The 13825-nt window shown below is 63.0% G+C and carries 10 protein-coding genes; 9 read left to right on the plus strand and 1 reads right to left on the minus strand.

The window, feature by feature from the left end:
* The first annotated feature begins 70 nt into the window (after positions 1 to 70).
* Positions 71 to 1183: an alkene reductase gene (locus tag AC3RCP_RS19350; protein WP_101338344.1), complete on the plus strand. Its 1113-nt coding sequence runs from the start codon at positions 71 to 73 to the stop codon at positions 1181 to 1183.
* A 92-nt stretch (positions 1184 to 1275) separates the two neighbouring features.
* Here the strand turns inward: AC3RCP_RS19350 and AC3RCP_RS19355 are convergent, their stop codons facing one another.
* Entirely contained in the window at positions 1276 to 4155 is a 2880-nt protein-coding gene (locus AC3RCP_RS19355; protein WP_492571081.1) for an ATP-binding protein, read from the minus strand.
* Between the two features lie 307 nt (positions 4156 to 4462).
* Here AC3RCP_RS19355 and AC3RCP_RS19360 point away from each other — a divergent pair, with 307 nt between their 5' ends.
* From AC3RCP_RS19360 to AC3RCP_RS19395, 8 genes are all read left to right on the plus strand, one after another.
* Entirely contained in the window at positions 4463 to 4981 is a 519-nt protein-coding gene (locus AC3RCP_RS19360) for a MarR family winged helix-turn-helix transcriptional regulator (RefSeq protein ID WP_492571080.1), read from the plus strand.
* A 162-nt stretch (positions 4982 to 5143) separates the two neighbouring features.
* Entirely contained in the window at positions 5144 to 6322 is a 1179-nt protein-coding gene (locus AC3RCP_RS19365) for an MFS transporter (protein WP_256593404.1), read from the plus strand.
* Positions 6323 to 6439: 117 nt separating this feature from the next.
* Positions 6440 to 7246, plus strand: a complete 807-nt coding sequence (locus AC3RCP_RS19370; RefSeq protein ID WP_101338347.1) for an AfsA-related hotdog domain-containing protein — start codon at positions 6440 to 6442, stop codon at positions 7244 to 7246.
* A 49-nt stretch (positions 7247 to 7295) separates the two neighbouring features.
* Complete coding sequence (locus tag AC3RCP_RS19375; protein ID WP_492571079.1) at positions 7296 to 7994, plus strand: HAD family hydrolase; 699 nt, start codon at positions 7296 to 7298, stop codon at positions 7992 to 7994.
* Positions 7994 to 8560, plus strand: a complete 567-nt coding sequence (locus tag AC3RCP_RS19380; RefSeq protein WP_492571078.1) for a DUF2165 family protein — start codon at positions 7994 to 7996, stop codon at positions 8558 to 8560. Before AC3RCP_RS19375 ends, AC3RCP_RS19380 begins: the two co-directional genes overlap by 1 nt.
* A complete protein-coding gene (locus AC3RCP_RS19385) occupies positions 8557 to 9225 on the plus strand; it encodes a hypothetical protein (RefSeq protein ID WP_492571077.1) in 669 nt (222 codons plus the stop codon). Before AC3RCP_RS19380 ends, AC3RCP_RS19385 begins: the two co-directional genes overlap by 4 nt.
* Before the next feature lie 42 nt (positions 9226 to 9267).
* Complete coding sequence (locus AC3RCP_RS19390) at positions 9268 to 10497, plus strand: efflux RND transporter periplasmic adaptor subunit (protein ID WP_101338351.1); 1230 nt, start codon at positions 9268 to 9270, stop codon at positions 10495 to 10497.
* A complete protein-coding gene (locus AC3RCP_RS19395) occupies positions 10494 to 13676 on the plus strand; it encodes an efflux RND transporter permease subunit (protein ID WP_492571076.1) in 3183 nt (1060 codons plus the stop codon). The genes AC3RCP_RS19390 and AC3RCP_RS19395 overlap by 4 nt, the downstream gene beginning before the upstream one ends.
* The last annotated feature ends 149 nt before the right edge of the window (positions 13677 to 13825 follow it).

Here is a 13825-nt window from a genome sequence, read left to right on the forward strand (position 1 = left end):
TTGTTCAACCAGGCACCGTCCGCCTGAGCACCCACGGCATCCCGATCGATGCCCTCATAAGGAAATACCCATGACTCAGCACCTGTTCCAACCCCTTGCGGTCGGCCCCTACACCCTGGCTCACCGCGTGGCCATGGCCCCACTGACCCGCTCCCGCGCCGGCCAGCCGGGCGACCTGCCCACCGCCATGAACGCCGAGTATTACCGGCAACGCGCGAGTGCCGCGCTGATCGTTACCGAGGCCACGCAGATTTCCCGCCAGGGCCAGGGCTACGCCTGGACCCCAGGGATCTACAGCGATACCCAGGTGGCGGCCTGGCGCCAGGTGAGCACCCAAGTGCACGAAGCCGGCGGGCTGATTTTCATGCAGCTGTGGCATGTGGGGCGTGTCTCTCACCCGAGCTTCCAGCCCGACAACGCCCTGCCGGTGGCGCCCAGCGCACTGCCGGTTCCAGGCAAGACCTTTATCGTCGACGACGAGGGCAACGGCGTCTGGGGCGATGTGCCGGTGCCGCGCGCCCTGCAAGTGGCGGAGATCGCGCAGATCGTCGACGACTATCGGCGCGCGGCGCGTAACGCCCTGAAGGCCGGCATGGACGGCGTGGAAATCCACGCAGGCAACGGCTACCTGCTCGACCAGTTCATCAACAGCAACAGCAATCAGCGCGAGGACGCGTACGGCGGCAGCGTGGAAAATCGCGCCCGGCTGTTGCTGGAGGTCGTGGAGGCCGTCGCCGATGAGGTGGGCGCCGAACGAGTGGCGGTACGCCTCACTCCCATGGGTCGCTTCATGGGCATGGGCGACGCAACGCCCGAGGCAACCTTCGGCCATATCGTCCGCGCCCTGAACCGCTGGCCCCTGGCCTATCTGCACCTTGTGGAACCGGCCGTGGTCGGCACCGTCAAGGACGAGAACTTCGACCCGCGCTGGGACGCGATCATCGGGCAACTGCGCTCAGAGTGGAACAGCGTGCTGATGCTCGCCGGCGGCTACGATCCGCAATCGGCGGAGCAGGCCCTGGCCGCCAACCGCGCCGACCTGATCGCCTTTGGCAGGCCCTTTTTAGCCAACCCCGACCTGCCCCGGCGGATCCGCGACGGGCTGGCGCTGAATGCCCCCGACCCAAGCACCTTCTTTGGTGGCGATCAGCGCGGATACATCGATTACCCCGTTCATCCATAAGGAGCGATCCCGGTAACCCTGCTCCCGGGTTCATCGAGTCGGCCGCGCTTGCGAGGGTGGCCGATACCCGGCGTGCAAAGGGCCGCTTCGGCTTATCGGGGTTCCTCGGGGCCGGTTCCGCCTGACGGGACGGACGCGATAGCCTGCCGGAGCGTTTCGAGGGTTGCAGGCTTGAACAAGACCTGGTCCATCCCGGCGGCCATGCAGCGCTCCACGGCGCTCGCCTCGATGCTGGCCGTCAGGGCAATGATGCGACAGCGTGGCAGGCCGCTGTGGCCCTCCTCCCAGCGGATCCGCCTGGCGAGTTCGAAGCCGTCCATCCTGGGCATCATGCCGTCCGTGAGCACGATGTCGAAGTCCGCGCTCAGCCAGCGCTTGAAGGCTTCCTGCCCGTCTTCCGCAACCACGACCCGATGCCCCAGGGTCTCAAGCTGGGTGTTGAGGGTGACGCGATTGAAGGCGTTATCTTCGGCCAGCAAGATGGACAATGGCTGCACTTGGGCAGAAACGGGCTGGACCTGCTGCGCAGCTTCGCCCTCGACAGCAGCTGGAGGGTCGCAGATGGGCAGGCTCAATTCGAGGCTGAAGCACGACCCTTTGCCAGGTTCGCTACGCGGGTTGATCTGGCCCCCCATCAGTTGCACCAGGCGGCGGCTGATGTTCAGTCCCAGGCCGCTTCCGGACATCTGCTCAGTGCCTGGTACGCCCACCTGGGAGAAGGGTTTGAACAGCTTGCCCATGTCCTCGGCACAAATGCCGACGCCCGTATCGATGACATCGAGGTCCAGGCACAAGCTGTCCCCCTCACGGCGGGTGCGGGCCTGCAGGGTGACGCCGCCGCGCTCGGTGAACTTGATGGCGTTGCTGAGCAGGTTGAACAGCACCTGCTTGAAATGCAGCGGGTCCAGCAGCACCCATGCCTGCAGGTCGCCTTCCACATTGACGTCCAGGGTGAGGCCTTTTTGTCGCGCCATGCCCACCACTACCGAGACGACGCCTTCAATCTGGTGTTTGATGAGCACCGGCTCAGGAAACGAATCGATCTTTCCGGACTCGATGCGAGAAATATCCAGCACATTGCCCAGCAACAACAGCAGCCCCTGGGCCGCGTCCTGGGCCACGGACAGGGATACGCTGTCGGCCTCCCCCTGTTTCGCTCTGCGCAGGGCGAGTTCCTGCAGGCCGATGATCGCGTTCAACGGCGTGCGTATCTCATGGCTCATCGTTGACAGGAAGACGCTCTTGGCCTGGTTGGCGGCCTCGGCCCGTTCCTCGGCCGCCCGGGTCCTGCGGACCTGGCGTCGCAGGTAGAAGGCCCAGATCAGCGAGATGGCGATCAGGATCGCGAAGAGGCTACCCAGCTGGAGAATCTTGTCGCGATGGTCACGCCAGAAGTCGCTCCCGCCCCTGGAGAAACGCGGTGCCCAGGCTTTGACTATTTCCGCGACCTCTTCAGGCGTGATTGCCAGCTGCGCCTTCTCCAGGATGCTGCGCAACTCCGGCTGGTGCTTCGCCACCCCGATGCCGATGGGCGTGGAGGTGCTCTGCAGGATCCCGGTGACCTGGATGCGATTGTCGAAGTACTGGGCCGACAGATAGCGGCCGGTGTAGTCGCTGCTCAGGTACACCTCGTTCTGCCCCGAATCGACCGAGCGCATGGCCTCGAGGAACGTGGGGTATACCTTGAGCCGAATCGCCGGATAGTCACGTCTTATGGTATCGATGAAAAAGTAGCCTTCACCCGTCGCCAGCGTCTTCCCATGCAGATCGTCAAGCCCGGTGAAACGCCGGCCGGCGCGGCGGCCAGCACTGGTCGCGGTCATCAATACGGTGGAGCTGCGCAGGTACGGCGGCAAGACATCCAGTGGCGTCTCGAACAGCTCGGACTGAGGCATGGCCGGGGTCAACAGCGCGCGCCCCTCGGCGATGAGCTTGTTGGTTTCAAGGGTGTTTGGCGTACCCAGGTAGGAGAACTTCAGGCCGCTGCGCTGGCTGATCAACTCCAGGTAGTCGCGGCCAATGCCGGTGACATCGCGGTCCCGTCCCAGCTCGCCCAGCGCTCCAAGCGAGTAATTGATGGCCACGGGGACCTGCGGGTGGCTGTCCAGCCAGCGCTGTTCCGCGGGCGCCAGCTTCACCCGCGCTTCGTCGATGCTCAAGCGGCGACCGGCGCTCCAGCTGCGCAGGATATCGTCCCCATAGCGCCTGGATATCCCGGGGATCGCCCGGTCGATGATGCCCCTCAGCGGCTCGTCGCCCGGACGCAGAAGGAAGCGGAAACCCTGGCTGTCGACAGGAGCGAAGTTGTCGATGCGCAGGCCCAGCAGGTAATGGGTTTGCATCAAGTAATGCGAGGACACGGCGTCCCCCAACACCGCGTCTACGTCCCCCAGCACCAGCGCCTCGAGCGCGCGCTGGGGCGAATCGAAAAGCTCGACCTTGCTATGGGGATAGACCTCTCGTACCGCCTGTTGCTGAAGATAGCCGACGGTCATTCCCAGAACGCTACCGGCCTGCTCGGGATCGAAGGGCTGGGCCTGCGACGTCACCAGCACCGGCCGGTCGGGCAGGTAAGCCTCGCTGAGCAGCAGGCCATTTTCCCGGCCTTCGACATCGCTGCCCGCGCCCAGCAGGTCGATCTCGCCACTGCGCAAGGCCGCCAGTGCGGATGCCCGCGACGAGTAGGCGCGCACCTTGGGCGGCCGCTCGAACATCAGGGCCAGATAGTCGGCGGTGATGCCCTGGTAGCGGTCGCCATAGAGCACTGACAGGGGCGGATAATCGAGACGCACGGCCCCGATCGTGAGCGGCCCCCGCCCTTCCAGCCAGTGCCGCGCCCTGGGGTCCAGCCAGGGGTGGCTGCTGGTGGTCATCCGACCGGACAACGCAATGTCTTGCGCGTGAGCCGGAAATATCGGTGAAAGAAAACCCAGCAACAGAATGCCAATAGCTGCGAGGGACCTCAGTAGCATGGGGAACCTTCCTTGAGGGATTTGCGGGATTTGCGGCAGGTGGCGATTCGCAGGCGGTCACTGCGGCGCGGTCGAAAATGTCGTGAACTCAATTGCAACTCTAGGTCTTGGCGGCTTTGCCGGCGGCAAATAGCCCATCCTAGACCATCGAAGGCAGGGGCTGACAGACGAATACCGCACAATGAGTACGACTGTTTCTTGCCCCTCCATGATTTATCTGAATTGGTCAGCCCAATTAGCGTTGGCTTGACATCCCGACGACTCGGTCACCAACATGCAGCCGACTACACAGCCATGCACAGATACCATGTTCGAACTGAAAGACCTGCCTTCGCGCGAAACCCTCGAGCACTTCGGCAAGCTCTATGACAACCCCGATGTCGAGGGGCTCTATACCTGGCTGGTATGGGCGTCGGCGACGGATGAAATGCTCTCGGCCTTTAATGCCAACCTCGCGCACGAGAATCTTGCCCAAACACCGTTCTTCGTCCTGCTGCTGCTCAAGCGTAACCCCGGCGGGCTCTCGATCGGCGCGCTGGCTGATGGGGTAGCCGTGGCTTCGCAGACGATGACGCGCGCCATCAAGCAGATGGAAGCTGCCGGTCTTTGTACGAAACATCCGGACCCGGACGATGGGCGCTACTGGATCGTCCGGCTGACCCCGGAGGGCGACAGCACCCTTGGCCGGGTGCTGCCCAAACACTACGAGTGGGTCGCCAGGTTCATGAGCCACTTCAAAGACGATGAGCGCGAGCTTCTGGTGAAGCTGATGATGAGGGTGGCCCCTGCCCTGCGGACAATGCGCCTGGAAACGGAACTCGGCTGATCGGCCGAGTCTTTTAAAAATCATGTAGCACGCTACACAGCAACCTACAGAAAATTAAACCTTGGGCGGCTCCCTCGCGTCGCGGCCAGTAACGCCGCGACTTCAATGCCCTGGCGCCTCTATTGATCGAGATATGTAGCAATGCACACATCTACACAGGATATGGCTCAACAACCCACAGCGACTTTGCTGGTGCAGATGGTGTTCTGCGCGCTCGCCGTGGTCTCTCTCTTGTATATCCCGGTGCCTATCCTGCCCCTTTTGGCACAGGCCTATCAGTTGCCGCAGGAACAGGCTGGCCTCGCACTGGGCGCCTTCGGGTTCGCATACGCCACGGGTTTTCTGGTGTTCGGGCCTTTGTCCGATCGCCTTGGCCGCAGGACGGTCATGGTCGGCGGCCTGGTGCTGCTGGCCATCATCACGCTGGGGCTCGCATGGGCGCAGACGCCAACCCTGTTCATCTGCGGCCGGGCATTGCAGGGATTCGCCGCCGCCTCCTTCCCGCCCGTGGCCCTCGCCTACTTGTCCGAGCGCGGTACCCCCAAGCAACGTGTGTGGGGAGTGGCCTGGATGAGTACGGCGTTCCTGTCGGCAGGTGTGCTCGGGCAGATCTACGGCAGCCTCGTTGCGGGGCGTTGGGGCCTGGGTTACGCCCTCATGCCACTGGTGGTGATCTATGCCGCGACCGCGTTGCGCCTGGCCACAGTCCCGGAAGGAGTTCGAGCGGTACGTCCGAAGGGCTCGATGTGGGAAGGATATCGACCCATCTTCACCTTGCTCGGTAACCCGGCCCTGCGCCGTGTCTATCTGCCCGCACTCCTGCTGCTGATGTCATTCGTCGCCTTTTACATAGGACTGGATATGCACCTGGGCGAGCTCATCGAAAGCCAGGGCATCAGCAGAATGCAAGCACGTGGCGTGGCGTTGCCGGCGTTTCTCGCGCCACTGCTCGCTGCCAAATTGATTGGTCGCTGGGGAGCCAAGCGGGTCGCTACCACGGGGCTTGGCGTCGCGGCGTTTGGACTGGTGCTCTGTGCAAGCGCCGGTCAAGAACACATTCCCCTGCTGCTGGCAGCCAGTGTCGTCTATGTCGTGGGAGTGGCCATCAGTGTCCCCGGGCTGATCGCTCGAATCGCCGCGGCGGCATCGCCCGATGTTCGCGGCCTGGCGGTGTCCTTCTACACCTTCGTGCTCTTTGTCGGGGCGAGCCTTGGACCGTGGCTGGCAAACATCAGTCGCGCCTGGCAGGTGGAATCTTTTCTTCTGGTACTCGCAGCGGGGCTCGGCGCTGCAGCGTTGTACAGCGCTGCACGGGTAGATGACAGCTCCCGTGTGCGCTAGTCGAGCGGCCCTGGTTTCCACGCAGGACGTCAGTGGGAAGCGGGTCTGTTTTTGTAGTAATCCGGTATCGGCCAAACGACCTGCCGAAGGCCCCGGGTATAGAAAGGGAATCCATTGATGAGTATCTACGTTGTAGTTGCAAACCAGTTCGAAGACTTCGCAAGGCATGAAAACGTGATGTCCTACAGCACGCTGCTGCTGGTGCTAAAGACACCGGGACCATCCGTGCTGAGAGGTTGCAAGGTCGTTGCCGGGCAGGGGCTTGGCCGCAAGGAAATTCAGCATGCCTATCGCATGGCGATCGCCAGCGGGCATGCCGATGAATTCGATCATTGGGACCTGTGGACGGGCGCGGAGCTGGCGGGCCAGGAGCTCGCCCACAAGCGCCAGCGCAAGAACGTGCTGATCTCCGTTCCGGAGAGGAACGAGGAAGGCCTCTATACCGCCAGCCTCCTGCTCCATGCCGAAAACGAGCTGATGCTCGACCACCTCACTGGACAGCATGTGCAAGGCATGGTGCTGCTCGAAGCGTGCCGCCAGATGTTCCTGGCGGTGACGGAGCGCTTCCATCTGGACGACTACAAACCGCATAAACGCTACTTCGTCCTCAACGAGATGAATGTCCGCTACACCGCCTTCGCCTTCCCGCTGCCGGCGCAGATCCGCTATCGCTTGATCGACCTGAAGCAACCGCGCCCCGACCGCGTCGAAGTGCAGGCGACGATGGAGGTCTGGCAGGGCGAACAATCCGTCACTGGCGTAGAGGTCAAGTTCTGCGTCATGGATGCCGAGCGCCTCGGTCTGCGCGAGGCCACGCTCGCCTCTCGCGCCCTGTCCTCACAAGTCGACACCTTGCGCCGCCGCTTGCGCATGACCCCGCATCCGCATGCGCAGTTGATGACCGAGCCGATTCCCACCCTTTGATCCCATCGCCCGCTTGCACCCAGGTGCAAGCGCCTTTCGAGTAATCGTAATGACAGCACGAAGAATCGCTTTCTTCGACGTCGATGAAACCCTCATCGACCTCAAGAGCATGTTCAGTTTCCGAGGGTTCTACTTCCGTCGGCTATGGGGAGAGGAACGTGGCAATGAGGCGGAAGTTGCCTCTGCCAGACGTATCGATGAGTACGTCAGGAAAGGTTTCGATCGCTCTGCCATCAACACGCTGTTCTACGAAGACTTCCGCGACCACCAGCCGGATCTGGTGGCCGACGCGGCCCAGGCCTGGTACGTCCAGGAAAGGACGCGCTCGAAATTCTTCATCCGTCCAGTCCTGCAGGCACTTCAGGAGCACCAGAGCAACGCAGACATAGTCGCCTTCGTCTCGGGCTCGGCCGTGGAGTTTCTCACCCCCCTTGCGACGGAACTCGGGGTCACCCACGTTCTGGCAAATCGAATGGAGACGCGCGACGGGCGTTTTACCGGCCAGCTCATCCCGCCGCAAACCATTGGCCTGGGCAAACAGCAAGCCGCCTTGCGCCTGATGGATACGCTCAGCGTCGATCCAGCCGACTGCTACGGGTACGGCGATCACCTGACGGACCTCCCCCTCTTGATGAGCGTCGGGAATCCTACGGTAGTGGCGGGCGACCCGGCCCTGGTCAGGCATGCGGAGCAACGTGACTGGCCCATCCTCTACCCCGACGCGTCCCTGCATCGAGGAGAACCATGATGTCGTTTCACCCGTTCTCCTTCAGCCGCCTGGCGGTGGTGGCCAGTCTTGCCCTCTGGTTGAGCATCGCCGTACTCAACAACCTCACCGACCCGGAAACCAACCGCTTCCATATCGGCAACACCCTTTCCATGGTGTTGCTGGAAGAAGAGGAACTGCTGGGCGCGGCCCTACGATGGCGCGCCTGGCCAGCGCACTGGGCCGAAACGGCGCTGTACGCGGTGGCAGGCATCCAGATCGTCGTTTCGATGCTGCTCTGGTATGCGGCATTCGCCTACGCCAAGGCTTGGCGCCTGGGCAGTCGTACCGCGCTGGACGTCGCCCGCAACCGCGCCGTCGTCGCCCTGACCTGCTTCCTGTTGCTGTGGTTCGGCTTCATCTGCGGAGGCCTGTGGTTCGGCTACTGGCTGAAGCAGGGCGCCATTCAATCGGTGCACATGACGCTGGTTCTGATAGGCCTGGTGGCACTGCTCTTCGTTCAAGGCGAGCCCCAATCATGGCCAGCTGTACAGCCCGCAGCCCCTGCCACGCCTGGCAGTCAACCACTCGAAAGGAGCCTTCCATGAACTCGCCGGTTCGCACCGCAAGCATTGCCCTCGCCATGGCTCTGGCAGCGATCACTGCCACCGCCAACACCGATTCGCCCAAGGAGAAACCTGCCATGAACCAGCCCGCCACCCGCCCGATCGCAGTGCCTTCCATCTACCAGGAGTCCGCTCGCCGCCAGGTGACTGTCGACGGCGAGCAAGCGCTACTCACCCGCTACGTGCGCAGCGATGGCCGCAACTCAGGACTGGATGGCGAACACTTCAGCACCGTGGTTTCGGACGCTGGCGTGCTCAAGGGCTTCGCCAATATGTCGCTGGAGCTGGTCGGCAAGCCACTGCCGTCGCGCGAACGCTCCGAGGAAATTGCCAGGCTGTTTCTCGAGCAGCATGCCCCCGACCTGATCGAGCGTATGAAGATCAGTTGGATCGAACCCCACGATGAACCGTTGAAGGTTACGCGCGACGGCCACGAAGAGGTCGTGACCTTGAGCGGCATGAAAGTGAAGGCACGCAATCTGGCCGACGGTCGCTGGTTCTGGATCATCGTCGGCAGCGACGGGAAGCCCATGGTGTTCGAACGCGACATCGTCTGGATCACCTTCCCCGGAAAGCGCCAGACCGAGAAATGGCTGCATGACAGCTGGCTGGCAAAGCAACCAGGCGCTTGGGCCCAGTCGCTCTGACGCCGCCGTCAGGGCCAGGTGAACCATCTTTGGGAGTCAATCATGCGTATCTCCAGTTCCAACAGCCTCAAGCACGCCTTGGCGCTGGTCGCCGTCAGCACGCTGAGCGCCTGCGGCCAGCCCAACCAGGGAGCGAGTACGGAACACCCCCTCCCCGTCGTCAGCGTCGCGGAGGTCGTCGTCCAGTCTCTCGCCGATTGGGACGAATTCTCGGGCAGGCTTCAAGCCCCGGAGTCAGTCGATCTACGGCCGAGGGTCTCCGGGCATATCGACCGCGTGCTGTTTCGAGACGGCTCGCTCGTCAAGAAAGGCGAACTGTTGTTCCAGATCGACCCCAGGCCCTTGCAGGCGGAGGTCAATCGCCTCGACGCACAACTTCAGCAGGCCCGCGCCAAACAGACCCGCGCCGCCAGTGAAGCCCAGCGCGGCGAGAAGCTGAGGGCCAACCAGGCGATTTCCGCCGAGCTGGCTGACGCACGCAAGACGGCGTACCACGAAGCCAGTTCCGCCGTTGCGGCGATCCGCGCCCAACTCGACGCCGCGCGCCTGAATCTGAGCTTCACTCGCATCACGGCGCCCATCGACGGCCGCATCGGCCGCGCGCAGGTGACCGCCGGGAACCTGGTCAATGAGGGGGCCACACTGCTCACCACGCTGGTGGGCACGAAGGAGCTCTATGCGTACTTCGATATCGACGAAGCCACCTACCTGAAGCAGATTCGCCGCATACGAAGCGAAAAGGCCTTCTCCCCTTCCCGTGTGCCGGTGCATTTGGCACTGAGTACCGACGAACGACCCGCGTATGAAGGTCGCCTGGACTTCCTCGACAACCAAGTCAATCCACGTACCGGTACCCTGCAGGCACGTGCTGTCATCGACAACGGCGAAAACGAGCTGACCCCCGGGCTCTACGTTCGCCTGCAATTACCCGCCAGCGACCGCTACCCCGCCACCCTGGTCCGAGACGAAGCGATTGGCACCGACCTGGGCAATCGCTTCGTACTGGTGCTGGGCAAAGATGCGGTGGTGAGCTATCGCGCCGTCCAGCTTGGCCCCAAGGTCGAAGGCCTGCGCGTGATCCGCGAGGGCCTGAAGGCAGGAGACCGCATCGTGGTCAATGGCCTGCAGCATGCCCGTCCCGGTGCCAGGGTTACACCGGAAGCGGTGGCCATGGCGACCGCTGAGGTGCTGGCCCGTTTGACGCGGCTGAATGCCTCTACCGAACCGACGCCTGTCGCACAACAAGGCCCGGAGCGGAGGACATCGCCATGAACATCTCGCAGTTCTTTGTGCGACGCCCGATCTTCGCCATCGTCCTGTCGCTGCTCATTCTGATCGGCGGAATCGTCTCTCTGTTCCAGTTGCCGGTCAGTGAGTATCCGGAAGTCGTGCCGCCCACTATTGTGGTGCGGGCACAATTTCCGGGCGCGAACCCCGACGTGCTCGGCAAAACCGTAGCTTCACCGCTGGAGCAGGCCATCACCGGCGTGGAGAACATGCTCTACATGTCCTCCCAGTCGACCTCGGACGGCTCGATGACCCTGACCCTGACCTTCGCACTGGGCACGGACCTCAATGCCGCGCTGGTCCAGGTACAAAGCAGGGTCACCCGCGCGACCACCCAGCTGCCTCCCGATGTCCAGCGGCTGGGCGTGACGGTGGACAAGACGTCGCCGGCACTGGCCCAGGTCGTTCACCTGTATTCGCCGAGCGGCCAGTACGACCCGACCTATCTTGCCAACTACCTGACCATTCACGTCATCGACGAGCTGTACAAGATCGAGGGTGTCAGCGACATCCGCCTGCTGGGGATGGGCGATTATGCCCTGCGGGTCTGGCTGGATCCGGACAAGGTGGCTTCCTACAACCTGGCCGCGACGGATGTGATACGCGCTATCCGCGAGCAGAACCGGGAGGTCGCCGTCGGCTCGCTCGGCGCACCGCCAAACGCGAGCGACAACGCCTTCCAGTTGCTCATTAACGCCCGAGGCAGGCTGGTCGACGAGGACGAGTTCGAGCGCATCATCGTGCATGTCGGCGAGCACGGCGAAATCGTCCGCCTGCGCGACGTCGCACGCATCGAACTGGGCTCGAGCCAGTACGCCCTGCGCGCGCACCTCGACGGTCGCCCTTCCACCGCCCTGCAGATTTTCCAGGACGCGGATGCTAACGCCATCGAGCTGTCCGACCGGATTCGCAAGCGGATGAGCGAGCTCGCTCAAGACTTCCCACCGGGCGTCGAGTACTCGATCGGCTACGATCCCACGATCTTCGTGCGCAGTTCCATCACCGCGGTGGTGTATACGCTGCTGGAGGCCGTCGCGCTCGTCGTGCTGGTGGTCATCCTCTTTCTGCAGACATGGCGCGCGTCGATCATTCCGCTAGCCGCAGTGCCAGTGTCTCTGATCGGCACGCTCGCGGTCATGCAACTGCTGGGCTTTTCCATCAACGCGCTATCGCTGTTCGGCCTGGTGCTGGCTATCGGTATCGTGGTCGACGACGCCATCGTCGTGGTGGAGAACGTCGAACGCAACATCGACATGGGCAAGTCGCCGGTAGAAGCGACCCGCCAGGCGATGAAGGAAGTGACAGGCCCGGTCATCGCCACCGCCCTGGTTCTATGCGCGGTGTTCATTCCGAGCGCTTTCATCTCCGGCCTCACCGGGCAGTTCTACCGGCAATTCGCGCTCACCATCGCGATATCGACGGTGATCTCGGCGTTCAACTCGTTGACCTTGTCGCCCGCCCTGGCCGCGATACTGCTCAAAGGCAAGGACGCGCCCAAGGATCGTCTGTCGAAGCTGATCGACCGACTGTTCGGGGGCTGGCTGTTCGCTCCGTTCAACCGACTGTTCCAACGGGCAAGTGCGGGCTATGTCAGCCTCGCCACGCGACTGCTGCGAGCGGGCGCCATCGTCCTGATGTTGTATGTCGGCCTGGTGGGACTGGCCTATCTGGGGCTGGAGAAAACCCCCACAGGCTTCATCCCTCAGCAGGACAAACAGTACCTGGTCGCCTTTGCCCAGTTGCCCGAAGGCGCCAGCCTGGACCGTACCGAGGCCGTCATCCTGAAGATGTCCGAGCTTGCCCTGAAGCATCCGGGGGTGGCCAATACCGTGAGTTTCAGCGGCCTGTCCATCAACGGCTTCGTCAATAGCGTGAGCGCGGGGCTCATGTTCATCCCGCTCAAATCCTTCGATGAACGCAAGGACGCCTCGATGTCCGACACCGCCATCGCCCAGGCCTTGGCCGCCGAGTATGGGCGGATCCAGGAGGCCTTCGTGATGGTGGTTCCCCCACCGCCAGTGGAAAGCCTGGGCTCTATCGGGGGCTTTCGGGTGCAGATCGAGGACCGCGGCAGCCTGGGGCATGAAGCGCTCTACCAGCAGATTCAGTCGCTGGTGGACAAAGCCAGGGCGCTACCCGAACTGGCCGGTGTCTTCTCCAGCTACCAGGTGAACGTCCCGCAGATCGACGCGGATATCGATCGGGACAAGGCAAAGGTCCATGGGGTGGCGATCGACGAAATCTTCGACACGTTACAGGTCTACCTGGGCTCGATGTACGCCAACGACTTCAACCGCTTCGGGCGGACCTACCACGTCAATGTCCAGGCCGAGCAGGCATACCGCGTGGCGCCGGAGCAGATCGGCAGGCTGAAAGTACGCAACCGGCAGGGCGACCTCATTCCGTTGTCATCCTTCGTCCGGATACGGGAGTCGTCCGGTCCCGACCGAGTGATGCATTACAACGGTTTCCTGTCCGCCGAGATCAACGGCAGCCCGGCTCCGGGGTACAGCTCCGGCCAGGCCCAGGCAGCCATGGAGCGGCTGTTGCAGCAGGAACTGCCCAACGGCATGGCCTATGAGTGGACCGAACTGACCTACCAGCAGATTCTCGCCGGCAATACCGCCCTGCTGGTTTTTCCCTTGTGCGTGCTGCTGGCGTTCCTGGTACTGGCCGCGCAGTACGAGAGCTGGAGCCTGCCGCTGGCGGTGGTCCTCATCGTCCCGATGACCCTGCTGTCAGCCATCGCCGGGGTGCTGCTCACCGGCGGCGACAACAACATCTTCACCCAGATCAGCCTGATCGTATTGGCAGGGCTCGCGTGCAAGAACGCCATCCTGCTGGTGGAGTTTGCCCGGGAGAAACAGCAGCAGGGCCTGGATTGCGTCAGCGCAGTGCTAAAGGCCTGCCATCTGCGGTTACGCCCGATTCTGATGACGTCCATCGCCTTCATCATGGGCGTGGTGCCTTTGGTGTTGTCCTCCGGTGCCGGCGCCGAGATGCGCCGGGCCATGGGCATCGCGGTGTTCTCGGGGATGGTCGGTGTCACCTTCTTCGGCCTGCTCCTGACCCCGGTCTTCTATGTATGGCTACGTCGCCTGGTGGAAAGACGCGCCCAACGGCGCGCGACCATGAAGAAGATGCTTTGGGAGGACAAGGCATGAATCGCCTGTCATCCCCCGTCCACATCGGCCTGGCCGCGCTCCTGCTGACGGGATGCTCCGTTGGACCGCAACAGGTGCCCTCTATCGGGCCCAGGGAGGCGGCTGGCAGCCCAGCTGAAGCAGCATTTTTTGTCGAAGGAGAAGTAGCG

The sequence above is a fragment of the Pseudomonas sp. GW822-FHT05A08 genome (assembly GCF_058800485.1).

Coding starts and splice junctions, on each gene's coding strand:
- AC3RCP_RS19360 (WP_492571080.1), top strand. CDS start 4,463: ATGTTCGAACTGAAAGACCTGCCTTCGCGCGAAACCCTCGAGCACTTC.
- AC3RCP_RS19380 (WP_492571078.1), top strand. CDS start 7,994: ATGTCGTTTCACCCGTTCTCCTTCAGCCGCCTGGCGGTGGTGGCCAGT.
- AC3RCP_RS19390 (WP_101338351.1), top strand. CDS start 9,268: ATGCGTATCTCCAGTTCCAACAGCCTCAAGCACGCCTTGGCGCTGGTC.
- AC3RCP_RS19355 (WP_492571081.1), bottom strand. CDS start 4,155: ATGCTACTGAGGTCCCTCGCAGCTATTGGCATTCTGTTGCTGGGTTTT.
- AC3RCP_RS19365 (WP_256593404.1), top strand. CDS start 5,144: ATGGCTCAACAACCCACAGCGACTTTGCTGGTGCAGATGGTGTTCTGC.
- AC3RCP_RS19350 (WP_101338344.1), top strand. CDS start 71: ATGACTCAGCACCTGTTCCAACCCCTTGCGGTCGGCCCCTACACCCTG.
- AC3RCP_RS19370 (WP_101338347.1), top strand. CDS start 6,440: ATGAGTATCTACGTTGTAGTTGCAAACCAGTTCGAAGACTTCGCAAGG.
- AC3RCP_RS19385 (WP_492571077.1), top strand. CDS start 8,557: ATGAACTCGCCGGTTCGCACCGCAAGCATTGCCCTCGCCATGGCTCTG.
- AC3RCP_RS19375 (WP_492571079.1), top strand. CDS start 7,296: ATGACAGCACGAAGAATCGCTTTCTTCGACGTCGATGAAACCCTCATC.
- AC3RCP_RS19395 (WP_492571076.1), top strand. CDS start 10,494: ATGAACATCTCGCAGTTCTTTGTGCGACGCCCGATCTTCGCCATCGTC.